The organism is Staphylococcus simulans (assembly GCF_002994445.1).
GTDB classification, from domain to species: domain Bacteria; phylum Bacillota; class Bacilli; order Staphylococcales; family Staphylococcaceae; genus Staphylococcus; species Staphylococcus simulans_B.
Genome location: NZ_MRZJ01000008.1, coordinates 31,043 through 57,332 on the forward strand (window position 1 = coordinate 31,043; position 26,290 = coordinate 57,332).

At 38.1% G+C, this 26,290-nt stretch carries 29 protein-coding genes; 1 reads left to right on the plus strand and 28 read right to left on the minus strand.

The genetic code is table 11. The features are described from left to right. Positions 1 to 2: 2 nt before the first annotated feature. The 27 genes from C7N65_RS09920 to fdaB all read right to left on the minus strand — a co-directional run bounded on the left by C7N65_RS09920 (position 3) and on the right by fdaB (position 23,657). Complete coding sequence (locus C7N65_RS09920) at positions 3 to 191, minus strand: DNA-directed RNA polymerase subunit beta (protein ID WP_158698117.1); 189 nt, start codon at positions 189 to 191, stop codon at positions 3 to 5. 19 nt (positions 192 to 210) lie between these two features. Next, the gene (gene murA / locus C7N65_RS09925; protein WP_105994322.1) at positions 211 to 1,482 is read right to left on the minus strand and encodes a UDP-N-acetylglucosamine 1-carboxyvinyltransferase; all 1,272 of its coding nucleotides are present in this window, start codon (positions 1,480 to 1,482) and stop codon (positions 211 to 213) included. A gap of 102 nt (positions 1,483 to 1,584) precedes the next feature. Then, complete coding sequence (locus C7N65_RS09930) at positions 1,585 to 1,818, minus strand: DUF1146 family protein (RefSeq protein ID WP_105994323.1); 234 nt, start codon at positions 1,816 to 1,818, stop codon at positions 1,585 to 1,587. A gap of 184 nt (positions 1,819 to 2,002) precedes the next feature. Beyond that, positions 2,003 to 2,410: a F0F1 ATP synthase subunit epsilon gene (locus tag C7N65_RS09935; protein WP_105994324.1), complete on the minus strand. Its 408-nt coding sequence runs from the start codon at positions 2,408 to 2,410 to the stop codon at positions 2,003 to 2,005. Between the two features lie 19 nt (positions 2,411 to 2,429). After that, positions 2,430 to 3,845 (minus strand): F0F1 ATP synthase subunit beta, encoded by a 1,416-nt coding sequence (gene atpD, locus C7N65_RS09940; protein WP_105994325.1) that lies wholly within the window; start codon positions 3,843 to 3,845, stop codon positions 2,430 to 2,432. A 22-nt stretch (positions 3,846 to 3,867) separates the two neighbouring features. Then, positions 3,868 to 4,731, minus strand: coding sequence for an ATP synthase F1 subunit gamma (gene atpG / locus C7N65_RS09945; RefSeq protein ID WP_105994326.1), 864 nt, complete (start codon positions 4,729 to 4,731; stop codon positions 3,868 to 3,870). A 33-nt stretch (positions 4,732 to 4,764) separates the two neighbouring features. Next, on the minus strand, positions 4,765 to 6,276 hold the full coding sequence (gene atpA / locus C7N65_RS09950; protein ID WP_105994327.1) for a F0F1 ATP synthase subunit alpha: 1,512 nt from the start codon (positions 6,274 to 6,276) through the stop codon (positions 4,765 to 4,767). A 23-nt stretch (positions 6,277 to 6,299) separates the two neighbouring features. Further along, positions 6,300 to 6,839 carry a F0F1 ATP synthase subunit delta gene (locus C7N65_RS09955; RefSeq protein WP_105994328.1) on the minus strand — a complete coding sequence of 180 codons (540 nt, stop codon included), beginning with the start codon at positions 6,837 to 6,839 and terminating at the stop codon, positions 6,300 to 6,302. Continuing rightward, complete coding sequence (locus tag C7N65_RS09960) at positions 6,839 to 7,363, minus strand: F0F1 ATP synthase subunit B (protein WP_105994329.1); 525 nt, start codon at positions 7,361 to 7,363, stop codon at positions 6,839 to 6,841. Before C7N65_RS09960 ends, C7N65_RS09955 begins: the two co-directional genes overlap by 1 nt. Positions 7,364 to 7,478: 115 nt before the next feature. Then, the gene (gene atpE / locus C7N65_RS09965; RefSeq protein WP_105994330.1) at positions 7,479 to 7,691 is read right to left on the minus strand and encodes a F0F1 ATP synthase subunit C; all 213 of its coding nucleotides are present in this window, start codon (positions 7,689 to 7,691) and stop codon (positions 7,479 to 7,481) included. A 47-nt stretch (positions 7,692 to 7,738) separates the two neighbouring features. Further along, the gene (gene atpB / locus C7N65_RS09970) at positions 7,739 to 8,464 is read right to left on the minus strand and encodes a F0F1 ATP synthase subunit A (protein ID WP_105994331.1); all 726 of its coding nucleotides are present in this window, start codon (positions 8,462 to 8,464) and stop codon (positions 7,739 to 7,741) included. Positions 8,465 to 8,497: 33 nt separating this feature from the next. Further along, positions 8,498 to 8,848, minus strand: coding sequence for an ATP synthase subunit I (locus tag C7N65_RS09975; RefSeq protein WP_105994332.1), 351 nt, complete (start codon positions 8,846 to 8,848; stop codon positions 8,498 to 8,500). A 160-nt stretch (positions 8,849 to 9,008) separates the two neighbouring features. Next, entirely contained in the window at positions 9,009 to 10,160 is a 1,152-nt protein-coding gene (wecB, locus tag C7N65_RS09980) for a non-hydrolyzing UDP-N-acetylglucosamine 2-epimerase (protein ID WP_105994333.1), read from the minus strand. 166 nt (positions 10,161 to 10,326) lie between these two features. Beyond that, a complete protein-coding gene (gene upp / locus C7N65_RS09985; protein ID WP_105994334.1) occupies positions 10,327 to 10,956 on the minus strand; it encodes a uracil phosphoribosyltransferase in 630 nt (209 codons plus the stop codon). A gap of 23 nt (positions 10,957 to 10,979) precedes the next feature. Next, entirely contained in the window at positions 10,980 to 12,218 is a 1,239-nt protein-coding gene (gene glyA, locus C7N65_RS09990) for a serine hydroxymethyltransferase (protein WP_105994335.1), read from the minus strand. A 25-nt stretch (positions 12,219 to 12,243) separates the two neighbouring features. Further along, entirely contained in the window at positions 12,244 to 12,771 is a 528-nt protein-coding gene (locus C7N65_RS09995; protein ID WP_105994336.1) for a TIGR01440 family protein, read from the minus strand. Positions 12,772 to 12,898: 127 nt separating this feature from the next. Beyond that, the gene (locus C7N65_RS10000) at positions 12,899 to 13,333 is read right to left on the minus strand and encodes a low molecular weight protein arginine phosphatase (RefSeq protein WP_105994337.1); all 435 of its coding nucleotides are present in this window, start codon (positions 13,331 to 13,333) and stop codon (positions 12,899 to 12,901) included. Then, on the minus strand, positions 13,330 to 14,373 hold the full coding sequence (locus tag C7N65_RS10005; RefSeq protein ID WP_105994338.1) for an L-threonylcarbamoyladenylate synthase: 1,044 nt from the start codon (positions 14,371 to 14,373) through the stop codon (positions 13,330 to 13,332). Before C7N65_RS10005 ends, C7N65_RS10000 begins: the two co-directional genes overlap by 4 nt. A gap of 111 nt (positions 14,374 to 14,484) precedes the next feature. Then, a complete protein-coding gene (gene prmC / locus C7N65_RS10010) occupies positions 14,485 to 15,324 on the minus strand; it encodes a peptide chain release factor N(5)-glutamine methyltransferase (RefSeq protein ID WP_105994339.1) in 840 nt (279 codons plus the stop codon). Then, positions 15,314 to 16,390: a peptide chain release factor 1 gene (prfA, locus tag C7N65_RS10015; protein WP_105994340.1), complete on the minus strand. Its 1,077-nt coding sequence runs from the start codon at positions 16,388 to 16,390 to the stop codon at positions 15,314 to 15,316. Before prfA ends, prmC begins: the two co-directional genes overlap by 11 nt. Continuing rightward, the gene (locus tag C7N65_RS10020; protein WP_105994341.1) at positions 16,390 to 16,989 is read right to left on the minus strand and encodes a thymidine kinase; all 600 of its coding nucleotides are present in this window, start codon (positions 16,987 to 16,989) and stop codon (positions 16,390 to 16,392) included. Before C7N65_RS10020 ends, prfA begins: the two co-directional genes overlap by 1 nt. 192 nt (positions 16,990 to 17,181) lie before the next feature. Then, positions 17,182 to 17,445 carry a type B 50S ribosomal protein L31 gene (locus C7N65_RS10025; RefSeq protein WP_105994342.1) on the minus strand — a complete coding sequence of 88 codons (264 nt, stop codon included), beginning with the start codon at positions 17,443 to 17,445 and terminating at the stop codon, positions 17,182 to 17,184. 132 nt (positions 17,446 to 17,577) lie between these two features. Continuing rightward, positions 17,578 to 18,894 carry a transcription termination factor Rho gene (gene rho / locus C7N65_RS10030; RefSeq protein WP_105994343.1) on the minus strand — a complete coding sequence of 439 codons (1,317 nt, stop codon included), beginning with the start codon at positions 18,892 to 18,894 and terminating at the stop codon, positions 17,578 to 17,580. Between the two features lie 190 nt (positions 18,895 to 19,084). Then, the gene (locus C7N65_RS10035) at positions 19,085 to 20,515 is read right to left on the minus strand and encodes an aldehyde dehydrogenase family protein (protein WP_105994344.1); all 1,431 of its coding nucleotides are present in this window, start codon (positions 20,513 to 20,515) and stop codon (positions 19,085 to 19,087) included. 133 nt (positions 20,516 to 20,648) lie between these two features. Next, on the minus strand, positions 20,649 to 20,990 hold the full coding sequence (locus tag C7N65_RS10040) for a winged helix-turn-helix transcriptional regulator (RefSeq protein ID WP_105994345.1): 342 nt from the start codon (positions 20,988 to 20,990) through the stop codon (positions 20,649 to 20,651). Between the two features lie 63 nt (positions 20,991 to 21,053). Beyond that, on the minus strand, positions 21,054 to 22,313 hold the full coding sequence (locus tag C7N65_RS10045; RefSeq protein WP_105994346.1) for a UDP-N-acetylglucosamine 1-carboxyvinyltransferase: 1,260 nt from the start codon (positions 22,311 to 22,313) through the stop codon (positions 21,054 to 21,056). Between the two features lie 486 nt (positions 22,314 to 22,799). Next, positions 22,800 to 23,657: a class IIb fructose-bisphosphate aldolase FdaB gene (fdaB, locus tag C7N65_RS10050; RefSeq protein WP_105994347.1), complete on the minus strand. Its 858-nt coding sequence runs from the start codon at positions 23,655 to 23,657 to the stop codon at positions 22,800 to 22,802. A 301-nt stretch (positions 23,658 to 23,958) separates the two neighbouring features. On the opposite strand from fdaB, the gene C7N65_RS10055 reads away from it, so the two are divergent. Next, positions 23,959 to 24,489, plus strand: a complete 531-nt coding sequence (locus tag C7N65_RS10055; protein ID WP_105994348.1) for a DUF2529 family protein — start codon at positions 23,959 to 23,961, stop codon at positions 24,487 to 24,489. Positions 24,490 to 24,567: 78 nt separating this feature from the next. Here C7N65_RS10055 and C7N65_RS10060 read toward each other — a convergent pair whose 3' ends face one another. Then, positions 24,568 to 26,184: a CTP synthase gene (locus C7N65_RS10060; RefSeq protein ID WP_105994349.1), complete on the minus strand. Its 1,617-nt coding sequence runs from the start codon at positions 26,182 to 26,184 to the stop codon at positions 24,568 to 24,570. Positions 26,185 to 26,290: the final 106 nt, after the last annotated feature.

Sequence of the window (26,290 nt, forward strand, 5' to 3'; positions counted from 1 at the left end):
TGTTAACCTCCAAAAATTTGCTTGAAATGATACCAGGTTTGGTAATCGAATAGTTTAAGCGGATTTTGATGATTGAGCAGAAAACCGATACACATGCCGATGATAAACATACATACCATCAGTATGAGCACAATCAAAATATGATATCCCATAGGCAAACGCATCAATTTACTGCTCCATTGCTTAATCATCATTCTTCCCCTTGCTTAATTATTTGCTTACACGTTCGATATCAGCACCTAATGCTTTAAGTTTGCCGTTAAAATTAACGTAGCCTCTATCTAAATGTTTTAATTCTGAAACTTCAGTAGTACCTTCTGCCACAAGTCCGGCTAAAATTAATGCTGCAGCGGCACGTAAATCTGTTGCTTTAACTTGTGCGCCTTGTAAATGGCTTTTGCCTGTAATTTTAGCATTGCGGCCTTCTACTGTAATTTGTGCATTCATACGTTTGAACTCTGCTACGTGCATAAAGCGGTTCTCAAATACTGTTTCAGTAATCACTTTATGGCCTTCTGCAGTAAGAAGCAATGCCATGATTTGCGACTGCATATCTGTAGGGAAGCCTGGGTGCGGTAATGTTTTAACATCTACCGGTTTCAATTCGCCTTCAGCTGTAACACGAATCGCATTTTCGTGATACTCTAAATGAACGCCCATTTCTTCTAATTTATATAATAAACTTGTCATGTGCTCTCTGATCGCACCTTTAACAAGGACATCCCCTCTTGTGATTGCGCCTGCTACTAATAACGTACCAGCTTCAATACGGTCAGGAATGATAGAATGTTCAACACCGTGCAAGGCTTCTACACCATGAATCGTAATCGTATCTGTACCTGCACCTGTGACATTGCCGCCCATTTCATTAATGTAGTTAGCTAAATCTACAATTTCTGGTTCGCGGGCTACGTTTTCAATAACTGACTTACCTTTTGCCAATGAAGCAGCCATGATAATGTTTTGAGTTGCGCCGACACTTGGGAAATCTAAATGAATATCTGCACCTGTTAAACCATTTGAAGTTTCCGCAAATACAAATCCGTTTTCTAAATGGATTTTTGCGCCTAGAGCTTCGAATCCTTTAATATGCTGCTCGATAGGTCTGCTTCCAATCGAACATCCGCCAGGCAAAGCAACTTTTGCATGACCTAATCTTGCTAGTAAAGGCCCCATCACTAAAATGCTGGCACGCATTTTACTTACATACTCATACGGTGCTTCATAGTTAAGTTGTTTTGTCGCATCTACTGTGACACTGTTGCTGTCCTTATGGTAAGCAATCTCTGCATTTAATGTTGATAATACATTATTAATTGTTTCTACATCGCTTAACTCCGGAACATTATGTAATGTACTTGTTCCTTTTGAAGCTAAGAGTGATGCCGTAAGTATCGGCAGAACCGCATTTTTAGCTCCTTCAACTTGTACTTCACCTACAAGGCGGTTGCCACCTTTAATAATCATTCTATCTCTATTCATTACTACTCCTCCACTTTTTACTCCTAAACATCTTCAATTCAAATTAGTTCTTATCTCTTCTATTATTATATATGGAATAACATTCGAATTACACTCAAACGATTAGCTTCCAATATATTTGATTTGTGTTGAGAATTGCAGTAAATCAATTATAAAATTACTGACTCCTGTACCGATTAAGATTGCGATAAATATCATCAGTACCTGAACTTGAACAGGATAGCCTTTCTTAAAGAATTGCTCTAACCTGATCGCATTCAATGCCCAATAAGCTGCACAAATGCATAACACATGCATGATTAAATGCGCTATCGCAAAATGTCCTAAATATTCCATTAGTCTAGTCGTCTCCTCAATTGTTTACTGTCTCATATTGTACATTAAATCTATTAAAAATCATACAATCAACATCAAATCTTCAATAATTTGGTACAGTGTTCATTTATATGTTTACCCGAATTTTGAACATTAAAAAATAGGATATATCTCGTTTTGAGATATATCCTATGATAAATGGTTGTCATTCTTCCATTTCAGAAACTTTAATGCGGTTTTCCGCACGCTCTAAAGCTCGTTCTGCTCTGTTAATGTCAGTATCTTCGTCATTGTTATTCAAATGTGATTCTGCTCGTTCTTTAGCCGATCTTGCACGTTTGACATCAATATCCGCAGCTTTTTCTGCTGTTTGTACAATTATTGATGTACTTTCTTGTCTGATTTCAACGAAACCATCACTGACCGCAATGAATTCAATCCCATCTGTATAATGTACCTTAACATAACCAGTTTTGATAGCTGTTACAGTCGGAATGTGCCCATACATTACACCGATGTCGCCTCCAACTGTCTGCAGAATAGCAATTTCAACATTATCTTGGTTATAAACAGAACCATTAGGAGTAACAATATTAACGTTCATTGTGTTCATTAAACTTTACCTCCTAATATTAAACTTCAACACCCATGTCTTTTGCTTTTTCTAATACATCATCCATGCTTCCTACTAAACGGAATGCATCTTCAGGGATGTGGTCATATCTGCCTTCAAGAATATCTTTGAAGTCTTCAACAGTACGTTTAACTGGAACATAAGAACCTTTTTGACCAGTGAATTGTTCAGCTACGTGGAAGTTTTGTGATAAGAAGAATTGAATACGTCTAGCGCGTTCAACTGTGCTCTTATCTTCATCAGATAATTCATCCATACCTAGGATTGCGATGATATCTTGTAATTCTCTATATTTTTGTAGTGTTGCTTGTACGCGACGTGCAACATCATAGTGTTCTTGTCCAACGATAGTTGGTTCAAGCGCACGAGAAGTAGATGCTAATGGATCCACGGCTGGGTAGATACCCATTTCTGTTAATTTACGCTCTAAGTTAGTTGTTGAATCTAAGTGAGCGAATGCTGTTGCTGGCGCAGGGTCAGTATAGTCATCGGCAGGTACGAATACTGCTTGGATTGACGTGATAGAACCTTTCAATGTAGATGTGATACGTTCTTGTAATTGACCCATTTCTGTTGCCAATGTCGGTTGGTAACCAACGGCTGATGGCATACGGCCAAGCAATGCTGATACCTCAGAACCTGCTTGTGTAAAGCGGAAGATGTTATCAATGAATAAAAGAACGTCTTGTCCTTTAACATCACGGAAGTATTCAGCCATTGTTAAACCTGATAATGCTACACGCATACGTGCACCAGGCGGTTCGTTCATTTGTCCGAATACCATTGCTGTTCTCTTGATTACACCACTGTCGCTCATTTCAAAGTACAAGTCGTTACCTTCACGTGTACGTTCACCTACACCTGCGAATACTGAAATACCGCCGTGTTCTTGAGCGATGTTGTTGATTAATTCTTGGATTAATACTGTTTTACCAACTCCGGCACCACCGAATAAACCTACTTTACCACCTTTGATATATGGTGCTAATAAGTCTACTACTTTAATACCTGTTTCAAGAATTTCTACTTTAGTTGATAATTCATCAAATGGTGGTGGTTGTCTGTGAATCGGTTCGCGTGGAACTGATTCAGGAATTGGACCATCGTTATCGATTGCGTCACCTAAAACGTTAAATACTCTTCCTAATGTATCTTCACCGACAGGGACACTGATTGGACGGCCAGTGTCTTTAACGTCGTCACCACGTTTAATTCCGTCTGTAGAGTCCATAGCGATTGTTCTTACTACGTCATCGCCTAATTCAAGTGCTACTTCTAATGTAAGAGATTCAGTCGTGCCGTCTTTTTTAGGTACATCTAGCACTAAAGCGTTATTAATCTTAGGCAGTTCATCATGATTAAATCTTACATCAATAACTGGACCCATGATTTGTGTTACGCGGCCTACACCCATTCTATTTTCCTCCTTTAATATACTATTCAAGAGCTGTTGCGCCACCGACAATCTCAGTAATTTGTTGTGTGATTGCTGCTTGACGTGCTCGGTTATATTCTAATGATAAGTCATCAATAAGATCGCTCGCGTTATCAGAAGCATTTTTCATTGCTGTCATTCTAGATGCGTGCTCGCTGGCTTTCGCATTTAGAATTGAGCCGTAAATTAAGCTTTCTACATATTGCGGCAAAATAATATTTAAAATTGACTCTTTATCTGGTTCGAATTCGTATGAAGACATTTGTCCATGACCTGAACTTGTATCTTCTTTAGTTAATGGTAATACTCTTTTTGCAGTTGGCTTGTTTTCAAGAACGTTGACGAATTTATTATAGTAAATGTTCAATTCATCAATATCGCCATCGCTGTATAAATCAATGGCTTTTTTCGTTACAGAAGAAATTGCTTTGAATGACGGTTGATCCGGTACATCCGGCAACGCAAAATCAACATCATAACTTCTGTTCTTGAAGAAGTCGATACCTACTTTACCTAAGACAATCAATTTATAGTCTTCAGGCCCTTCACCGCGTTCTTGAATATCTTGAACTACTTTTCTCAAAATATTCGCATTGTACGCGCCTGCTAAACCACGGTCACTTGAAATCACTAAGTAGCCGCGTTTCTTAACTGGGCGTTTCTTCAACATCGGATGATTGGAAGTCGTTTGACCTGCAACTGCTGTAATCGCATTTTGCAATTTGTCCATATAAGGTTTGAACCCGTTTGCATTACGTTGTGCTTTATTCAGCTTCGAACTTGCAACCATGTTCATCGCTTTGGTAATTTGATTCATCTTTTTCGTCGACTTGATTCTTGAATCAATGTCCTTTAGAGATCCCATTATTTCACCACCTTATTATTACTTCGCTTCATCTTAGTCTTCAGAAACACTGAAACTGCGTTTGAAGTTTTCAATTGCTTGGTTCATTTTTTCTTTGTCAGGTAAAGTACCTTTATTTTTGATTTCATCTAATAATTCAGGTGCATTGTTTTTAGTCCATCCGATAATTTCTGATTCGAAACGTTGTACGTCTTGAACAGGAACATCATCTAAGAAACCGTTAACTAATGCATAGATGATTAATACTTCGTTTTCTACAGGCAATGGTTCGCCTTGACCTTGTTTAAGTACTTCAACTGTACGTTTACCACGCTCTAATTTTCTCGCTGTGAATTCGTCTAAGTCTGAACCGAATTGCGCGAATGATTCTAATTCACGGTATGAAGCTAAGTCTAAACGTAAAGTACCTGCAACTTTTTTCATTGCTTTGATTTGTGCTGAACCACCTACACGAGATACTGAGAATCCGGCGTTGATTGCTGGACGTACCCCTGAGAAGAACAAGTCTGATTCTAAGAAGATTTGTCCGTCAGTGATTGAGATTACGTTTGTTGGAACATAAGCAGAAATGTCCCCTGCTTGTGTTTCGATAATAGGCAATGCTGTGATAGAACCGCCGCCTAATTCATCATTCAATTTAGCAGCACGTTCTAATAATCTACTATGTAGATAGAACACGTCACCTGGGTATGCTTCACGACCTGGCGGTCTGCGTAATAATAATGAAAGTTCACGGTAAGCAGCTGCTTGTTTAGTTAAATCATCATATACGATTAAAACTTGTTTACCGTTGAACATGAATTCTTCACCCATTGATACACCTGCATATGGCGCAATGTATAACAATGGAGCTGGGTCTGCAGCACCTGCAGTTACGATGATTGTGTAATCTAACGCACCGTGCTGTCTTAATTTCTCAACAGTTGCACGTACTGTTGATTCTTTTTGACCAATTGCTACATAGATACAAATCATATCTTGATCTTTTTGGTTCAAGATTGTATCGATTGCAATTGTAGTTTTACCAGTTTGACGGTCCCCAATGATTAACTCACGTTGACCACGACCGATTGGTACTAATGCGTCAATCGCTTTGATACCAGTTTGTAATGGTTCGTCAACTGATTGTCTTGCCATAACGCCCGTTGCTTTTTGTTCAACTGGACGTGTTTTAGATGTTTCAATCGGACCTTGTCCATCTAACGGTTGACCTAATGGGTTAACAACACGACCGATTAATTCGTCGCCTACAGGTACTTCCATGATACGTCCTGTACGTTTAACTTCGTCTCCCTCTTTAATGTCAGTGTATGGTCCTAAAATTACAATACCAACGTTTGATTCTTCTAGGTTTTGAGCTAGTCCAAGCACACCATTATGGAATTCTACTAACTCACCAGCCATAACGTCGTTTAATCCGTGAACTAATGCAATACCGTCACCAATCTGAATTACTGTACCAACATCAGTAACAGACATCTCTGACTCATAATTTTCAATTTGTGAGCGAAGTAATGCACTAATCTCTTCAGCTTTTATGGCCATCTATGTCACTCCTCTATAATTAATTATTTCGTTCTAGTAAATCTTCTTTCTAAGTTAACGAGATCATTTTGAATACTGCCGTCATAAACTTTTGTTCCTACTTTTGTTCTTACACCGCCGATTAATGATGGGTTAAGCACATTTGTAAGAATGACTTTGCTAAGACCTGTACGTTGAATTAAAGACTCCCCTACTTGATCAAGCTCTTCTTGAGTAAGCTCATGTACAGACTCTACAGTTGCAAAATCTTGATTGTAATGTTTGTTATACAATCCTTGGAATTCAACAAATACTTCGTCTAAAATCGCTAAGTTGCGATTTTCAGCTAATACATATAAAGCATTTTTCAAGTATTCATTTACACCCTGGAATGTTGCATCGACAAAGTCTTTACGATTCTTTGCAATATTCTTTGGATCCTCATCGAAAGATTTTAATTTCTCTTTATAAGGAATTACTGCTTCATTAATAACAGCAAATTCATCGTACATTAAATCTAAAACATCTTTATCGAGTGACGTTTCATACAGTGCTTGGGCATATTTTTTAGCAACATTTGCCATTATTTATCCCCTACCTCTTTAATGTACTTGTCGATCAAGTCTTTTTGATCTTTTTCTGAAATATCTTTTTGTAAAATTTTAGACGCAATCAGAACTGACAACTTAGATACTTCATCGTTGATTTCAGAGATTGCACGTTCTTTTTGGCTGTTGATTTCACTTTGTGCAGTTTCAATCATGCCGTTAGCACGAACATTTGCTTCATGAATGATTTGTTCATGTTGGTCGCGTGCTTGAACTTTTGCTTCTTCTAAGATTTTTTGAACCTCATCTTGAGTTTCTCTTAGTGTTTGTCTATTTCGTTCTTCTAGTTTTTGAGCATTAATTTTAGCTTGTTCTGCATCATCGATATCTTTGTTGATATCTTGTTCACGTTTATCCATTACAGCTTTCAATGGACCCCACGCGAATTTTTTAAGCAATGCTAAAAGGATTAAGAAAGTAATTAATGTTACTAATGCTGAACCCCATTCAACACCGCCGCCTGCAGCACCTAAAACTAATGTGTTTGTAGTCGCAGTCACAGTACTTGGACACTCCTTTCATTCAAAGTCCTCTATTGGCATTTAGTGTTAATTCATTACGAAAGAAATGGCGAATGTCGATAATCTGACTTCGCCGCTTGCCTCAATGTTTCTATTACATGAATAAAACGATGAATGAAATTACAAGACCAAGGATCGGTAATGCCTCAACTAAACCGATACCGATGAACATGATTGACATTAATTGTCCGCGTGCTTCTGGTTGACGTGCTACACCTTCAACTGTTCTAGATACAATAAGACCGTTACCAATACCTGCACCAAGTGCTGATAAACCAATTGCGATTGCCGCTGCGATTAAATTCATATTAAAAAATCCTCCTAATGTGTTTATAAAATTTTAATTTAGAAAAACTAGTGATCGTCCGCAACTTTGTGGGACATGTATACCATGGTTAACATGATAAAGATATACGCTTGGATTGTACCGATGAAAACTGAGAAACCTTGCCAAGCAATCAAACCTGGCACACCGATGATCCAACCCCATGCTAAATTACCTACTATCAATGATGATAATAAGCCGATTAAGATTTCACCTGCGTAAATGTTACCATAAAGACGCAAGCCGAGCGTTAATGTAGAAGTGAATTCTTCAAATACATTAACAGGTGTCAAAGCCAAGAATGGTTTTGTATAACCTTTAAAGTATGCTTTTGCTCCACGCATCTTAACACCGTAGTAATGTGTCAACAGAATCATCAAAGTAGATAATGTCAACGTAACGGTCGCATCTGCTGTCGGCGATTTCCACCATAATTTATGGTCAATCACGATAGCAAACGGAAGACCTAGCATATTACCGATAAAGATAAACAATATCAAAGTAACAGCAAGGAAATGGAACTGTCCGCCCTTCGACCAAGCGAGGTTGCTTTCAATAATACCTCTGACAAAGTCAAAAACCCATTCAATGAAGTTTTGTTTGCCGGTTGGACGTTTCTGCAAATTGCGTGTACACCAAACAGCAAGGACAAAGACAAGGATTGCGGTAATAATAACCATTAAGACAGTTGCCCAGTTAAATGTGAGGTCTAAGCCAAACAAATCCAAAGTAGACTTTGGGCTTTCGTGTTGCATATAATACTCACCTCTTTCACTCATTGATTTGTATTACATTTTGTGAAGAAATGGTCGGAAAATGATTAAAAAATATGAAATCATTAAACCAATCATTACACCAAATATATTCACTTGGTTTTTAAAGAAAAGCCAGATGCAACAAGCTGCTAAAGCGACTAAAAAGCGCCATATGCCCCCTGTTGATATCTGAGACGTTTCTTCTTTCTGCGCCTTAGATAAATATAATTCAAAGATGTATGTATTGATTAAGGAACCAAATGAACCAATGATAAGACCAATAATGAAAGGCTTGGGTATTAAAAATGCAATAATAACCAAAGCTGACAACCAATAAATGTAATATTGAAGAAATTTCTTAAAGATAAAGTTGAACTGTTTCATTTATTGTGCCTCATTTCACATGGAGATACGAATCATTTGTAAACCATTTCATCCATACAGTTTTAATCATAATATAGCAACGGAACACGTGTCAATTACATTCAAAATATGCTATTCTTATGAACTACAATTGTCACATTTTCGACACATTTTTAACAATTTATTCATAATTATCTTTATTTTCATTAAAATCTAACGGTTTTTCACTTGTTAGACTAAAATAATACTTAATATTGTCACAAATTCGCTGAGAAGCTTTTCCATCACCATAAGGATTGGCTGTTTCACTCATTTGCTTATAAATTGCTTGATCTGTTAACAATTGTTCCGCTTCTCGATACACATCCGCTTCATCTGTACCTGCCAACTTCAATGTTCCTGCTGCGACACCTTCAGGTCGTTCTGTCGTATCTCTCAAAACAAGCACAGGCTTGCCTAACGATGGTGCTTCTTCTTGAATACCGCCTGAATCCGTCAATATCAAGTAAGATTGATGTGCAAAGTTATGGAAATCCACAACATCTAAGGGCTCAATCAATTCAATGCGATCATGATGGCTCAAGTAGCGTTGTGCAATCGCTCTGACTTTAGGATTCTTATGCATAGGATAAACCGCCACAACATCCTCATGTGCTTCTACCAGCTTGCGAACTGCAGAAAAGATATGTTCCATCGGCTTGCCTAGGTTTTCTCTGCGATGTGCAGTCAGCAGCAATACACGCTTGCCTTTATGTCGCTCCATAACTTCTGAATGATAGTTATCTTGAATTGTCGTAGCCATTGCATCAATCGCAGTATTGCCTGTCACCGCAATTTTAGATGCATCGGTATTTTCATTTAATAAATTTGCTTTAGCTTGTGCTGTCGGTGCAAAATGCAAATCAGCTAATTTACTGATCATTTGGCGATTCATCTCTTCAGGATAAGGTGAATACTTATTCCAAGTTCTCAGCCCTGCTTCAACATGACCGATGGCAACTTGATTGTAAAATGCAGCTAAACTGCTCGCAAAAGCGGTCATCGTGTCGCCATGTACCAAAATCATATCCGGCTGTTCTTGTTGAATGACTGCTTCTAACCCTTTCAGCACTTTAGTTGTGATGTCTGATAGCGTTTGCCCCGACTTCATAATGTTCAAATCATAATCAGGCTGAATGTTAAACGTATCCAGTACAGAATCCAGCATTTCTCTATGTTGTGCTGTGACAACAACGATTGGCACTAATTCTTCTTCTTTTTTTAATTGATTGACCAACGGTGCCATTTTTATAGCTTCAGGTCGTGTGCCGAAGATTGTCATAATTTTTTTCAAATCATTTCCTCCTATACAGAGAAAGAGTATGCAAATCAATATTTAACAGATTTAAACACGTTGTGCATTCATGCTAAATAATTTGCATACTCTTTTGTTTATTCATCTATATATCATATCAAAACATTATGCTTATCTTATAGATAGCATTTTACATTCAGACAACTTATTTTGTTCCGAATAAGCGGTCTCCAGCATCACCTAAACCTGGGATGATATATGCTTTATCATTTAGCTTTTCATCTAGTGCAGCAATGTAAATATCTACATCAGGGTGTGCTTCTTGTAATTTTTCAACACCTTCATTTGCCGCAATCAAACACATGAAACGAATGTGTTTGGCACCGCGCTTTTTCAATGAGTTGATAGCTTCGATTGCTGAAGCACCTGTCGCTAACATCGGATCTACGACAATAATTTGTCTTTCTTCAATATCTTGCGGTAATTTCACAAAATATTCTACTGCTTCCAATGTTTTCGGGTCACGGTATAAGCCGACGTGGCCTACACGTGCTGCTGGAATTAAGCTTAAGACACCTTGCGTCATACCTAAACCAGCTCTAAGAATCGGAATAAACGCTAATTTTTTACCAGATAATCTTTTGGCTGTTGTTTTAGTGACAGGTGTTTCGATTTCAACATCTTGAAGTTCTAAATCTCTTGTAACTTCATAAGCCATTAACATACCGACTTCGTCTACAAGTTCTCTGAACTCTTTCGTTCCTGTATGAACGTCGCGGATATAGCTTAATTTGTGTTGAATTAACGGATGATCAAATACATGTACTTTTCCCATAAAGGAATAGCCTCCTAGTTCTCTTATTTATATAATGGGTGTTTTGAAGTCAACGCTTGCACACGTTCTGCAGCTTCTTTTAATTTTGCTTCATCTTTAATGTTTTGAACAACTAGGCTGATAATTTTTGCTACCTCTTCAAAATCTTTTTCGTCGAATCCGCGTGTAGTCGCCGCTGGTGTACCTAAACGTAAACCGCTTGTAACGAAAGGTTTTTCTTGGTCGAAAGGAATTGTGTTTTTGTTGCAAGTAATTCCTACTTCATCTAAAGCTTCTTCTGCTTCTTTACCAGTAATACCAAATGAACCTTTGACATCTACAGCAACCAAGTGGTTTTCTGTTCCGCCAGAAACAACTCTGAAGCCTTCTTTAACAAGTGTTTCAGCAAGTACTTTTGCATTTTTAACAACTTGTTGTTGATAAACTTTAAACTCAGGCTGCAAAGCTTCTCCGAATGCTACTGCTTTAGCAGCAATAACATGTTCTAAAGGTCCGCCTTGGATACCTGGGAAGATTGTTTTATCAATTTGTTTCGCATATTCTTTTTTAGTAAGAATCATACCGCCGCGAGGGCCTCTTAAAGTTTTATGCGTAGTTGTCGTTACAAAATCAGCATAGTCTACTGGGTTTTGGTGTAAACCTGCAGCAACTAAACCAGCGATGTGTGCCATGTCTACCATTAATTTAGCACCGACTTCGTCAGCAATTTCTTTGAATTTCTTGAAGTCGATTTCTCTTGGGTATGCTGATGCGCCTGCAACAATTAATTTAGGTTTGTTTTCTTTTGCAAGTCGACGTACTTCTTCATAATCAATACGTTCAGTTTCTTTATCTACTCCATACTCAACAAAGTTATAAAATTGGCCGCTGAAGTTGACTTTAGCACCGTGTGTCAAGTGGCCGCCATGGCTTAAGTTCATACCTAATACAGTGTCGCCGTAATCAAGTGCAACTAAATAAACAGCCATGTTAGCTTGTGAGCCTGAATGCGGTTGTACGTTTACGTGTTCTGCACCGAATAATTCTTTGGCACGTTCGATTGCTAAAGTTTCAGTAACATCCACAAATTGGCAGCCGCCATAGTAACGGCGTCCTGGATAACCTTCAGCATACTTGTTAGTCAATACTGAACCTTGTGCTTCCATTACTGCTTCAGACACAAAGTTTTCTGATGCGATTAATTCAATGTTGTTATTCTGACGATTGTATTCGTTTTGAATAGCTTCAAATACTGCTTTGTCTTCCTTTTCGATAAATGACATGACATCATTCCCCCAATTCATTTAGTTATAAAGTATAGTGAGCACGTTCGCCGCCAATTAACTTAGGTCTGGAAGTCGCAATTGTCACTACTGCATCGCCGACTGTTTTCACAGAAGTGCGCACAGGCACTGCAACATGTTTGATATGCATGCCGATCATAGTTTGACCGATATCAATACCGCAGTTTGCTGTGATATGCTCAACAACCATAGGATTGTTGAGGTGGCGATAAGCGTACGTTGACATACTGCCGCCAGCATGCGTTGCAGGTACTACAGTTACTTCTTCCATTGTAAGTGGATTGAAATGTTCACGTTCGATAGTAATTGCTCTGTTGATGTGTTCGCAACCTTGGAATGCAAAGATGACATCCGTTTCTTTACGGACCTCCATCAACGCATCAAATAATTCTTGTGCAACATCCATAGAACCGACCGAACCAATACGTTCGCCGATAACTTCAGATGTCGAGCAGCCGATTACACATATTTCTCCTGGTTTAAAGAAATTTTGTTCTTTCAATTCATTCAGCAACAACTTCAAGTTTTCCATTTAATTCCACCCCTTTTTAAAATGATGACAAGCAAAAACAAACAAGAACACCGCTTGTCTGCTTCGCTTATGTAAGCAAACCATGCTATATAATAGCTATTATAACGCATTTAAAGCTCAACTTATACTAATTATCCATATCTTTTTCCAATCGCGTTCTGACCTCATTCAGCAAGTAATTCAATTCATTGTAAATCTGCTCATACTGTGCATGTGTACCGCCGTATGGATCTGAAACTTCACCGTTTTGTCCTGCATACTCATAAAGTGTGTACACCGGCAAATCTTCCTTAAACATCATGGCCAATTGCTGCTTATGACCTTCTGTCATCGTTAAGATTAAATCAGCATCTGTATCTTGTTCGCTGAACTGACAAGATACAGTCGGCTCATCTAAACCTTTCTCATTCAATATCTCAGCAGTATGTACGGCTGCGGGCTGTCCATCCATTGCAAATAAGCCTCTTGAATAAAATTCATATTCTGGCATTAATGATTTGGCAATACTTTCTGCCATCGGGCTCCTGCATGTATTGCCTGTACAAACAAATATTATTTTCACAATTGATCCGCTCCTATTTGTTGATTGCCTGTTGCTTTTTCGAGTCTATTCAAGAAAGCAATACTATCATCGGTTGTTTTATAACGGTAAATGTAACCTTGATGAATCGAATCATCCGTATCAAGTTCATGCAATATTTGATATAGATTATGATTTGCGGCCTTTAAATCATAGCTATCTGAAGATAATTCACGATAAATCGCGTTCTTTGGAATATACTGCTTCAATGTCGCAGGTACCGCAAATAAAGTGTGCTGCCAATCCTGGTCGCTTGAAATCTCATGATTTAATTCTGTCAACATCGCCACAGGTGTTTCTGGTGAATAGTGTTTATATTTCATTCCAGGTGCAATCGGTTTATCTGTATCTAAATGTGCTGTTAAATCAACCGAACCCGGCAAGACATTTTCAATCATATCTGCTGTAATCGCACCGGGACGTGCAATTCTGAACGGATATTGCGTGCAATCCAACACGGTACTTTCTAAACCTTCTTCACTTTGATCACCGTTTACTATTCCTTCTACCCGTTCATTTAAATCTCTAAAGACATGAGCAAAGGTTGTAGGTGATGGACGTCCGCTAATATTCGCACTCGGCGCAGCAATCGGTAAATCTGTATATTCTAAAATGGCTCGGCCGATAGGATGGCTCGGCATTCTGACTGCAATAGACTGCAAACCGCCAGAAACACGTTCGCATAAATAGCCTGGCTCAAGCGGTAAAATAAATGAAATCGGTCCTGGCCAAAATGTGTCCATTAATAGTTTTACTTCTTTTGAACGCGGCGCTGTAAACGCATCTAATTGACTTTGGTCGTGAATATGCACAATCAGAGGATTATCAGAAGGACGTCCTTTTGCTTCGTATATTTTACGTACTGCTTCATTATCTTGCGCATTCGCACCTAACCCGTATACCGTTTCTGTCGGCAAAGCAACTAAGCCGCCTGCATGATAGATGGCGCTGATTTCTTCTAACGCTTTCTGACCTTGTTTTGTTCCTAATTGATGACGCAAATCCCAAGTTTTTGTCTTCATCTCTCTGCACGTCCTTTCAAAAATAATTGTAAAACAAAATAAGAAGTTATGCGAGAACAGGGTGTTATACAATCTCCCCTCTTCTCCCATAACTTCTCATCATTACGCTGTTCAGCGTTTCCATATAAATGAAATAATTCTGTCGTTTTGATTAATATCTTGAATCACTTCCGCCTCAATTGACGGATAGATAGATTGAATCAGTGCCTTCAGCACTTCCCCCTGATTATAACCAATTTCAAAAACGACTACAGCATTGTCATTTAATACTTGCGGCAGCTTTTCAATTATCGCTCGATAGATGGCTAAGCCGTGTTCTTCTGCAAACAAAGCTTGGTGCGGTTCATAATCCACTACAGTTTCAGCCATATCTATAGATTCTGCTTGATCAATATACGGCGGGTTTGAAATTAAGCCGTCTAATCGTATATTTTGTTCTATTAAAGGAGACAAGTCGCTCCCTTGCAAGAAAGTAATATCCGTTTGATGCATTGCTGCATTGGCACGCGCAACCTCTAAAGGTCCTTCAAACAAGTCCGTCGCATAGACAGTCAAATCAGGTTTCAAAAGCTTTAGCATCACCGCAATAATACCGCTGCCTGTACCGATATCAGCCACACTATCACCGTTAGATAATTGGTTCATAAAATGCATTAGGACTTCTTCAGTCTCAGGTCTTGGAATCAAGCAGCGTGCATCTACTTTAAAGCGTTCGCCGTAAAAGCTTTGGAAACCGGTAATATATTGAATCGGTTCCCCAGTTAACATACGGTCTGTTGCTTCTTGATAGGCTGCACGATGTGCTTCTGTCATAGTGTCATTCATCTTCAAGACATAATCTGCAAGCGACCAGTCAAACAAATCTAACAACAGCCACTTTGCTCTTTTAGATTCAAAGCCGCGTGCAACTGCTTGTTTCGCAGCTGCTTGTACAGCTTCCTTATAACTCAACGTTATTCAATTCTTTCAATTTCTCAGTTTGCTCTGACATTGTTAAAGCATCCACAATTTCATCTAATTTGCCTTCGATGATTTGATCCAATTTTTGGATTGTTAAACCGATACGGTGGTCGGTTACACGGTTTTGCGGATAGTTGTACGTACGAATACGCTCTGAACGGTCACCCGTACCTACAGCTGATTTTCTTTCTGATGCATATTTTTCTTGTTCTTCTTGCAATTTCATATCATAAACACGTGCTTTTAAGACTTTTAAGGCTTTTTCACGGTTTTGAATTTGTGATTTTTCAGATGATGTCGCAACGATACCTGTCGGCAAGTGCGTAATACGTACCGCTGAGTCAGTTGTATTGACGTGCTGACCGCCTGAACCGCTTGAACGGTATGTTTCTATCTTCAAATCTTCATTTCTGATTTCAACTTCAACATCTTCTGCTTCTGGAAGTACTGCAACAGTTGCTGTAGAAGTATGAATACGACCGCCTGATTCAGTTTCAGGGACACGTTGTACACGGTGCGCACCATTTTCATATTTCAATTTAGAATAAGCACCTTGACCATTAATCATAAAGCTGATTTCTTTAAATCCGCCATGATCACTGTCATTCATTTCTAATACTTCTGTTTTATAACCTAATGATTCACTATAACGTGAATACATACGGTATAAATCCCCAGCAAAGATTGCTGCTTCATCTCCGCCTGCAGCTGCACGGATTTCAACCACAACGTTTTTGTCGTCGTTAGGATCTTTAGGGATTAATAAGAATTTCAATTCTTCTTCAAGGTCAGGTAATGTCGCCTTTAATTCACTGATATCCGATTTCAGCATTTCCACTTCTTCTTTATCAGATGTTTCATTCAACATCTCTTGCATTTCACCGATATCTTCTTTGTTTTGTTTATATTCGCGATAAACATCTACAGTCTTTTGCAGGTCTGACTGTTCTTTAGAATATTCACGCAGTTTATCTGAATCACTGACAACATCTGGGTCGCTTAGTAATTCATTTAATTGTTCATAACGTTCTTCTACGATATCCAATTGATCAAACATTATAATTCCTCCTTCTCAGATTCACTAGGTGCAACGATATGATGTGCGCGGCATCTAGGTTCATAACTTTCATCTGCCCCCACCATAATAATCGGGTCATCTTCTTTAGCAGGTCTGCCGTTGATTAAACGCTGTGTTCTGCTTGCAGGTGCTCCGCAAACTGCACATACTGCTTGCAGCTTAGTAACCAACTCACTGACAGCCATCAACTGCGGCATCGGTTCAAAAGGTTTCCCTCTGAAGTCCATATCCAGTCCTGCCACAATGACACGATGGCCTTGTTCTGCCAAATCTTGTGCAATTTCTACAACCGAATCCTCAAAGAATTGCACTTCATCTATACCAATCACATCGACTTCAGTCAAATCCTGTTCTAAAATTTCTTCAGCCTTTTTAATAGTGATTGCTTCTATTGCGTTGCCGTTATGCGATACCACTTTTTCTTTGTGGTAACGATCATCTATTGCAGGTTTAAATACTACGACTTTCTGTTTTGCATACATGCCGCGTTTTAATCTGCGGATTAATTCTTCAGATTTACCGCTGAACATGCTGCCGGTAATACATTCAATCCAGCCGGAATGATAAGTTTCATACATTATGCTTTTCCTTCCTTTTCAAAACAAAATCATCTCATTATATCATATTTTTAATTAGGACAACGGGCAAAACATGAGAAAATTTTAATGGAATGCAATCTCTTTTTGTATACCCATACATCATTATACTTTGCTTTGAAAACCAAATAAAAAAACTCTCGCCAAATTGCGAGAGTCTCATTTAAATCGAAATTATTCGTTATTGTTTGATGATTTAAGACCGAATTTCTTGTTGAATCGTTCAACACGGCCATCCGCAGCTGCGAATTTTTGACGACCAGTGTAGAATGGATGTGAGTCAGATGAAATATCTAAACGGATAACTGGATATTCGTTGCCATCTTCCCATTCCATTGTTTCTGATGATGATTTAGTTGAACCACTTAAGAATTTGTAGTTAGTTGTTGTATCTAAGAAAATTACTTTGTGGTATTCAGGATGGATTCCTTGTCTCATAATTATTTTCAGCTCCTTTGCCCTGAACCATCTGGAACAGAGTTATTTGTGAGTTTTTACCCAATACTTAGTAATTATAATTGTTACTAGAATAAAATGCAACCCATTCTGGAAGACAAATATAATTTATTATTAAATGATAGGTTTGCCTGTACGTTTGCTTTCAATTGCAACTTCTTGCAATTGATGGAAGAATTCTTCATTATTTTTAGAACGTTTCAATTTGCGGATAAAGCGTTCAGTAAAGTCTGTTGAATCAGTAAACATATTGCGCAATTGCCATAAACTGTCTAAATCTTTCTTATCAACCAGCAGTTCTTCTTTACGTGTTGAACTTCTGCCGATATCAATTGCTGGGAAGACACGTCTTTCAGCTAATTTACGATCTAAATGCAATTCCATGTTTCCTGTTCCTTTGAACTCTTCATAAATCATATCGTCCATTCTGGAACCTGTATCGATTAAAGCTGTTGCTAAAATCGTTAAACTGCCACCTGCTTCAATGTTTCGCGCAGCACCGAAGAAGTGCTTTGGTTTGTGTAATGATGCAGGGTCTAAACCACCTGATAAAGTACGTCCGCTCGGCGGAATTACTAAGTTGTAAGCACGTGCCAAACGTGTAATCGAATCCATTAAAATGATGACATCTTCACCGATTTCAACCAATCTTTTCGCACGTTCTAACAACAATTCAGCTACTTTAACATGATGTTCCGGCGGCTCATCAAATGTTGAATGTACGACTTCAGCTGCTTCGCTTGATCGTTCAATATCTGTTACCTCTTCTGGTCGTTCTCCGACAAGCAGAATAAAAAGTTTTGCTTCAGGTTTATTGACTGTAACTGCATTTGCAATTTCTTTCAGCAATGACGTTTTACCTGCTTTAGGCGGTGCGACAATCAAACCACGCTGACCTAAACCAATAGGTGCAACTAAGTCCATGATTCTTGTCGAATAATTGTTTGATTTTGTTTCCAATTTAATACGCTCATCCGGATATAACGGTGTAAGTGCTTGGAAATGCGGGCGTTTTTTTACCTCTTCTGCATTATGATCATTGACAAAATCGACTTGCAGCAAGCCGTAATATTTTTCATTATCTTTAGGCTTTCTGACTTTCCCTGTCACCTTATCCCCGCGCTTGATTTCAAAACGGCGGATTTGACTTGCAGAAATATAAATATCTTTTTCGCCTTTAGAGTAGTTGACAGTTCTTAAAAAGCCGTAACCATCTGGTTGGATATCATCTAAGATACCTTCCATATAGTAATTGCCGTCTTTTTCCATCTGTGCTTCCATAATGGCTAATACTAATTCTTTTTTATTCAATTTACTATAGTTAGTTAATTTAAGAGATTTTGCTTTTTGAGTTAGCGCTTTAGTAGTATTGTTCTTATAGAGTTCGTGGAAAGACTCGTATTGAGGAGATGTACGTTCTCTTTCAGGCATGTTTTACACTCATTTCATTTTAGTTTACGTATTTACTAATTATAAAGTATTTTTCATAAGATAACCATAGCAAATTTTAAACCTTATCGCAAAACAATGATTGATACTCTGCTTAAAATTGTACATTACCCTCTCCTTAAAAAAATAAAAATGCTGAGCACATTACTGCCCAGCATTTTAGTTCAAAATTCTATTTGTTGTAATATCCGGCAATTGATTTGATTTCTAAGAATTCTTCAATACCATAGTCGCCCCATTCTCTGCCTAAGCCTGATTGTTTGTAGCCGCCGAATGGCAGATCTGGTTTGCGTCCAGCTTCATTGATTTCAATTGTACCGGCTTCTACTTCACGTGCTACTTTGCGTAAAGTATCTAAATCTTTACCATAAACATAACCTGCTAAACCATATACTGTATCGTTTGCGATTTCAATTGCTTCGTCCAAGTCTTTATAAGTGATAACTGACATCACTGGACCGAAGATTTCTTCTTGTGCAATTGTCATATCATTCTTAACGTTTGTAAAGATAGTAGGTTTTGCGAAATAGCCTTTTTCTAAGCCTTCAGGTTTGCCAGTACCGCCAAGGATTAATTCAGCACCTTCGTCGATACCTTTTTGAATATAATCTTGAACTTGATCATATTGTTTTTTACTGATAATCGGACCCATGTCTACGCCGTCTTCTCTTGGGTCTCCGACTTTAACTGCGCTCATTTTTTCTTTTACAGCTTTAATAAAGTCATCTTTCAATGATTCTGGAACGATTGTTCTTGTACCTGCAGTACAAACTTGTCCAGTATTATTGTAGACTTTGCCTGCAGCTGCTTCTGCTGCACCGTCAATATCTGCATCGTCTAAAATGATATATGGTGATTTGCCGCCAAGTTCAAGTGAAACTTTCTTGAAGTCTTGGGCAGCTTTTTCCATGATTTTTGCACCTGTCGGGCCAGAACCTGTAAATGACATCATACGTACATCAGGGTGCTCGCTTAATGGATTGCCGACACCTTCGCCGTCACCGTTCACTAAGTTGAAGACACCTTTTGGTACGCCGACTTTATCAAAGATTTCTGCTAAGATAACAGCCGCAAATGGTGTTAATTCTGAAGGTTTCAATACTACTGGACTGCCCGCTGCGAAAGCTGCCGCTAATTTAAGTGAAGTTTGGTTGGTTGGGAAGTTCCAAGGTGTAATTAATCCTGCTACACCGATAGCTTCTTTTACAACTAAATCATTGCCGCGCTGTTCTTCGAATTGGAAATTATCCAATGCATCTCTTGCTTCTGCGAAATGATTTAATCCCATTTGATAGTGCACTTTTTCAGATTTTTCTAATGGTGCACCTAACTCATCTGTAATTGCTTCTATAATATCTTCTTTTCTGTTTTCGTACTCTTTAACGATTTTATCAAGTAAATCTCTTCTGTATTCTACACTGCTGTGACGGAATTCAAGATAAACATTGTTCGCAGCTGCGACTGCTTTATCAACGTCTTCTTTATTCCCTTTTGCAATTTGGCCTAAGACTTCTTCAGTTGCAGGGTTGATGACATCAATTGTTTCACCGCTTGCACTGTCTACCCATTCGCCATTGATATATTGTTTCGTTTGAGTTCTCAATTACAGTCACTCCTTAGTAAATGTCTTATTATCTATTTTAACCTATCAGCGCTATTTTTAAACGAATGTGCTTATAACCAAAAAAGAAGAGCTACTCCATTAAGGAATAACTCTTGCTTTTATCAAATCTATTTTAAGAATTTGCAGCTTTATGCTCTTGTTCCAGTTCGACGTATTTTTGTGCCCATTCTTCCATCGGTACTAAAGCTTCAGCCAGTGCTGCACCTTTATCAGTCAATTGATAGACAATTGAGACCGGTGCTTTGGATACAATATTCTTTTCTACTAAGTCCCATTCCATCAATTCTGTAAGTTTTAAACTTAGAGAACGCGGTGTGATGGTCTTCAAGTCTTTCTTCATTTCACTGAAGTGAGCAGACTTTTCTGGGCATCTAGATAGATAATTCAATATCAATCCGTTCCAGCTGCGACCGATGATTTTAAATGTTTCTTCTAAATAAGGACATACTTCCATTTAAATCACCTCTCCATGATTACTAGATCATGTCAACCTAATATACAAAGTATACCACAAATTTTAGATTTTTTCAGTCCAAATGTTTGCGCCGAGAGATTTTAAATTTTCAACAATGTTTGTGTAACCGCGATAAATGTGATTTACATTATAAATTGTTGTTACACCTTCTGCAATCAAGCCTGCAACAATTAAACAAGCACCTGCACGCAAGTCGCTGGCATAGACAGAAGCGCCTTGCAATGTTGAAGGTTTAACAGTTGCTGTATTTTGATCAACAGAAATTGCACCGCCCATTTTCTTCAATTCTTCAATATGTCTGAAGCGTTCCGGATAAATCGTATCTGTCACAAATGAAGGTCCATCAGCTAAGAAAAGCAATGGCGTAATCGGCTGCTGCAAGTCTGTCGCAAATCCAGGATATACCAATGTTTTGATATTCACATTATTAAACGGCAATTGGCCTTTAAGTGTGACACTATCGTCATTGATATTAACATCCACACCTAATTCTTGAAGCTTAACTGTTAACGGTTCAATATGCTTTGGAATAATATTATCTAATTCCACTTCTCCGCCGCAAGCAGCTGCCATACACATGTATGAACCCGCTTCAATTCTATCTGGAATAATCTGATGCGTTACACCATGGAGGTGGTCAACACCTGTAATTTTAATCGTACTTGTACCAGCGCCTTTAATGTTAGCACCCATACCTGTTAAGAATGTCGCAACATCGACAACTTCAGGTTCTTTTGCGGCGTTTTCAATCACAGTTTGTCCTTCTGCACGCACTGCCGCTAACATTATATTGATTGTCGCACCGACACTGACCATATCCAAGAAGATATTCGCACCTTTTAATTCTTCTGCTTCAATCTTCATTGATGTCGGGCTTGACTCATCAATTGTCGCACCTAAAGCTTTGAAGCCTTTAATATGCTGATCAATCGGACGCGGTCCTAAAGGACAGCCGCCAGGCAAACCGATGACACATTTTTTGAATCTGCCTAATAAAGCACCCATCATATAATATGATGCTCTTAAAGATTCGACTTTATGATTCGGTAAAGATGCATTTTGAATTTCTGTCGGATCTATTTTTAACTCTGTACCTTCAAGATCAGTTTTTATATTTAAATCTTCTAACAAGCTAACTAAAGTAGCAACATCTGAAATTTGCGGTAGCCCTTCAAGTCTCACAACATCTTCTGCCAGTAATGCTGCTGGGATAATGGCAACTGCACTGTTTTTCGCACCATTAATTTTAAGCTTCCCTTTTAATGGCTGTCCGCCTCTGATTTTTATTACTTCTTGAGCCATTCGATTGTTCTCCTTTGTTATTCAATCTTCATTCCATAGTTCTATGTATAGCATACCCATGTTTCTGATATGACTACACCCCACTCACATTTGATTCATCTATGAAAATATTGGTTATCGTTGTTCTTCATATTTATTATAGTTGAATTCACAAGCGTTTGTATATTCATATTATGGATGCATTGCCATTTAACACTGTAATTATAACAGTTGATATGTTGCACCCATTTAATCTTGTTATCTAAGATGTTAGTTTCAATAAACTTTTTGATCATTCAAAAAATCACTTAAGATATTATAGCATAAAGCACGTTGATACTGAAAAAGATTTTCTTCAAAGTGATTACCTTAAGTTCGATTAATTTTCAATCAATCTTATGTATCCTAACACATGGTTGATAAGAGTACAATCTTTTCAAATATATTTATAACGCAAAAAAGAACATCTGAGAATACAGATGCTCTTTAACAAAACAAAATTATAAATTAAGCGCGGTTAGAAGTACCGAACTCTTTGATTTTACCAGTTACAGTTGCTTTGATAGCTTCGCGAGCTGGTCCTAAATATTTACGTGGATCGTAAACATCTTTGTCGTTGTTTAATACTTCGCGAACTGCTTTTGCTGAAGAAATTTGGTTTTCAGTGTTCACGTTGATTTTAGCTGTACCTAAAGAAATAGATTTTTGGATATCTTTAGTTGGGATACCAGTACCGCCGTGCAATACTAATGGTAAGCCAGTAGATTTACCGATTTCTTCCATTTCTTTGAAGCCTAAGTTTGGTTCGCCTTTGTAAGGACCGTGAACTGAACCTAATGCTGGTGCTAAAGTATCGATACCAGTTTTTTCAACTAATTCTTGACACTCTTTAGGGTCAGCATATATAACACCGTCAGCAACAACGTCATCTTCTTGTCCGCCGACTGTACCTAATTCAGCTTCTACGGATACTCCGCGAGCATGTGCATATTCAACAACTTTTTTAGTTGTTTCAATGTTTTCTTCGAATGGGCTGTGTGAAGCGTCAATCATAACTGATGTGAATCCAGCGTCGATTGCTTCTTTACATTTTTCGAAGCTTGAACCATGGTCTAAGTGGATTGCTACAGGTACAGTGATTTTAAGGTCATGTAATAAGCCTTCAACCATTTTAACTACTGTGTAGAATCCGCTCATGTAACGCGCAGCACCTTCAGATACACCTAAGATAACTGGAGCATTTTGTTCTTGTGAAGCTTCTAGAATAGCTTGAGTGAATTCTAGGTTATTAAGGTTATATTGTCCAACTGCATAACCTTTTTCTTTTGCGTCGATTAACATTTCTTTCATTGAAACTAAAGGCATGAAAGTTCCTCCTTGCGTGCATATTGCACGTGATTTTTATAAGTTTAGTATACCAAAGTCACCACTGTAATGCATTGCAAAACTAAATGTAAGCGGTTATAAATGATAAAATTGTGTGAATTTTCAAATGTAAACGTATTCATTTAAAATATACATCATAATATCATGATTAAGTCATTATCAGCGGTGTATCTTTTTACACTACCCTTTTTCTACCCTCCGTTATACATTTTTCCTCAGATTGAATTCACGTACTACATCATATAGAATTAATATATCTATTATGAAGTTGGAGGATACCATGGCAAATATATTACAAACACAACTTACAGGTATATTTAATCGATTGAATCAACAAGAAATCGATATTCAAATGGCAGCGCAATGTCTGATTCAAGCAATTGGCGGAGAAGGCCATATTTATGTTAAAGGCTATGGCGACTTGAAGTTTTTTGAAAGCTATTTATTAGAAAGCAATGAGAAGTTAGAAGACAGCAGAATGCTTTCTGACTTTGAGGATTTCAGTGCATTAGATACAACAGACCGTGTCTTATTGTTCTCGCCTTTTTATGATGAAGCGGTTCAAGCAGATACACAAGCATTAATTGATTTGGATGTGGACTTTGTATTGATTTGCAACAAGAGCAAAGAAACTGAGATTCCGGATCACCTCTTGCATTTCATCGACTTATGTACTCCAAGACCGATTGTTTATACAGAAGACTATGATAAGATTGTACAGCCTCATCCGATGGCGTTCGGCTATGTGTATTATGAAATCTACACGCAAATGATTGAAATGATTCGAGATTTAGACATAGATGTTGAATAAAATAAGCGGCAAAGCTTTTCACTTTTATAGGTGATCAGCTCTGCCGCTTATTATTTTTGTTCTCTTTTTATCAGCTTATTATTTGTTTTTGTTTTCTCGGAATTTGTTCGCCGCTTCGATGAACGCTTTGAAAATCGGTTGCGGACGGTTCGGTCTTGATAAGAATTCCGGGTGGAATTGGCTCGCAAAGAAGAAGTCGTTTTCAGGGATTTCTACCATTTCGATTCTTCTGCCGTCTGGACTTACACCAGAGAAGACCATGCCTTTTTCTTCCATTTGCTCACGGTAATCATTGTTGAATTCATAGCGGTGACGGTGACGTTCTTCGATTTCTTTTTTGCCGTAGATATCAAAAGCTAACGTACCTTCTTTGATTTCGCTTGGATATAAACCTAAACGTAAAGTACCGCCTAAATCTTCAATATCTTTTTGCTCAGGCAATAAGTCGATAATCGGATGTGCTGTTTCAGGATCTAACTCAGTAGAGTGTGCGCCTTCTAAACCAAGCACGTTGCGCGCAAATTCAACAGTAGCCAATTGCATACCAAGGCAGATACCGAAGTAAGGTACGTTGTTTTCACGTGCATAACGGATAGCTGAGATTTTACCTTCGCTGGCACGGAAACCAAAGCCGCCAGGTACTAAGATACCGTCTGCATCTTTAAGGAAGTCTGCTGCGTTTTCGTCTGTGACTTCGCTTGAGTCGATCCATTTAACTTTGATGTCTTTGTGAAGCGGATAACCTGCATGTTTCAATGCTTCTACTACTGAAAGATAAGCATCTTGCAAGCTGACATATTTACCGACTAAAGCGATAGTAATTTCACCGTCTAAATTATTCACAATTTCTAATAAGTGTTTCCACTCATCTAATTGTGTTTCATATTTCGCATCTAATGCTAAACGGTTAATGACTAAATCATCCATATGTTGTTTGCTTAATTGTAAAGGAATCTCATATAAAGATTCAGCATCGCGGCATTCAATGACATTTTCTTCTGGAATATCACAAAATAACGCAATTTTATCTTTTAAATCTTGTGTCATTTCATATTCTGTTCTTACAACGATTAAATCAGGTTGAATCCCTAAACCGCGTAATTCTTTTACACTATGTTGTGTCGGTTTTGTTTTCATTTCGCCTGCTGCTTTAATATACGGCAGCAATGTACAATGGATATACATAACATTTTCACGGCCTAAATCACTGCGGATTTGACGAATTGCTTCGATAAACGGCAGTGATTCGATGTCGCCTGTTGTACCGCCGATTTCTGTAATTACAACATCAGCTTTTGTACTTTCGCCTGCTAATAACAGACGTTCTTTGATTTCGTTAGTGATATGAGGAATTACTTGAACTGTTCCGCCTAAATAATCACCGCGGCGTTCTTTCTTTAATACGTGTGAATACACTTTACCTGCTGTCACATTAGAGTATTTATTTAAGTTGATATCAATAAAACGTTCATAGTGGCCTAAGTCTAAGTCTGTTTCAGCTCCATCATCAGTCACAAATACTTCACCGTGCTGGTACGGACTCATTGTACCCGGGTCCACGTTCAAGTACGGATCGAATTTTTGAATTGTAACAGATAAGCCTCTATCTTTTAATAATCTGCCTAATGATGCAGCAGTAATCCCTTTACCTAGTGAAGAAACTACTCCGCCAGTAACAAATATGAACTTAGTCATTCTTTTTCCTCCTACTATTCAATTACATATAATTTGTACATTCCCATATTGCTTGTATACATGATAAGGCAAATATGCCTTAATCCACTGATAAAATAAGCTTTTA

Coding starts and splice junctions, on each gene's coding strand:
- prfA (WP_105994340.1), bottom strand. CDS start 16,390: ATGTTTGATCAATTGGATATCGTAGAAGAACGTTATGAACAATTAAAT.
- fdaB (WP_105994347.1), bottom strand. CDS start 23,657: ATGCCTTTAGTTTCAATGAAAGAAATGTTAATCGACGCAAAAGAAAAA.
- upp (WP_105994334.1), bottom strand. CDS start 10,956: ATGGGAAAAGTACATGTATTTGATCATCCGTTAATTCAACACAAATTA.
- murA (WP_105994322.1), bottom strand. CDS start 1,482: ATGAATAGAGATAGAATGATTATTAAAGGTGGCAACCGCCTTGTAGGT.
- C7N65_RS09995 (WP_105994336.1), bottom strand. CDS start 12,771: ATGGAAAACTTGAAGTTGTTGCTGAATGAATTGAAAGAACAAAATTTC.
- C7N65_RS10025 (WP_105994342.1), bottom strand. CDS start 17,445: ATGAGACAAGGAATCCATCCTGAATACCACAAAGTAATTTTCTTAGAT.
- C7N65_RS10055 (WP_105994348.1), top strand. CDS start 23,959: ATGGCAAATATATTACAAACACAACTTACAGGTATATTTAATCGATTG.
- C7N65_RS10060 (WP_105994349.1), bottom strand. CDS start 26,184: ATGACTAAGTTCATATTTGTTACTGGCGGAGTAGTTTCTTCACTAGGT.
- C7N65_RS09955 (WP_105994328.1), bottom strand. CDS start 6,839: ATGGCAAATGTTGCTAAAAAATATGCCCAAGCACTGTATGAAACGTCA.
- atpB (WP_105994331.1), bottom strand. CDS start 8,464: ATGCAACACGAAAGCCCAAAGTCTACTTTGGATTTGTTTGGCTTAGAC.
- rho (WP_105994343.1), bottom strand. CDS start 18,894: ATGCCTGAAAGAGAACGTACATCTCCTCAATACGAGTCTTTCCACGAA.
- atpE (WP_105994330.1), bottom strand. CDS start 7,691: ATGAATTTAATCGCAGCGGCAATCGCAATTGGTTTATCAGCACTTGGT.
- C7N65_RS09975 (WP_105994332.1), bottom strand. CDS start 8,848: ATGAAACAGTTCAACTTTATCTTTAAGAAATTTCTTCAATATTACATT.
- C7N65_RS10045 (WP_105994346.1), bottom strand. CDS start 22,313: ATGGCTCAAGAAGTAATAAAAATCAGAGGCGGACAGCCATTAAAAGGG.
- C7N65_RS10040 (WP_105994345.1), bottom strand. CDS start 20,990: ATGGAAGTATGTCCTTATTTAGAAGAAACATTTAAAATCATCGGTCGC.
- C7N65_RS09935 (WP_105994324.1), bottom strand. CDS start 2,410: ATGAACACAATGAACGTTAATATTGTTACTCCTAATGGTTCTGTTTAT.
- glyA (WP_105994335.1), bottom strand. CDS start 12,218: ATGTCATTTATCGAAAAGGAAGACAAAGCAGTATTTGAAGCTATTCAA.
- atpG (WP_105994326.1), bottom strand. CDS start 4,731: ATGGGATCTCTAAAGGACATTGATTCAAGAATCAAGTCGACGAAAAAG.
- C7N65_RS10005 (WP_105994338.1), bottom strand. CDS start 14,373: ATGAAGACAAAAACTTGGGATTTGCGTCATCAATTAGGAACAAAACAA.
- C7N65_RS10020 (WP_105994341.1), bottom strand. CDS start 16,989: ATGTATGAAACTTATCATTCCGGCTGGATTGAATGTATTACCGGCAGC.
- C7N65_RS09920 (WP_158698117.1), bottom strand. CDS start 191: ATGATTAAGCAATGGAGCAGTAAATTGATGCGTTTGCCTATGGGATAT.
- C7N65_RS09930 (WP_105994323.1), bottom strand. CDS start 1,818: ATGGAATATTTAGGACATTTTGCGATAGCGCATTTAATCATGCATGTG.
- atpD (WP_105994325.1), bottom strand. CDS start 3,845: ATGGGTGTAGGCCGCGTAACACAAATCATGGGTCCAGTTATTGATGTA.
- atpA (WP_105994327.1), bottom strand. CDS start 6,276: ATGGCCATAAAAGCTGAAGAGATTAGTGCATTACTTCGCTCACAAATT.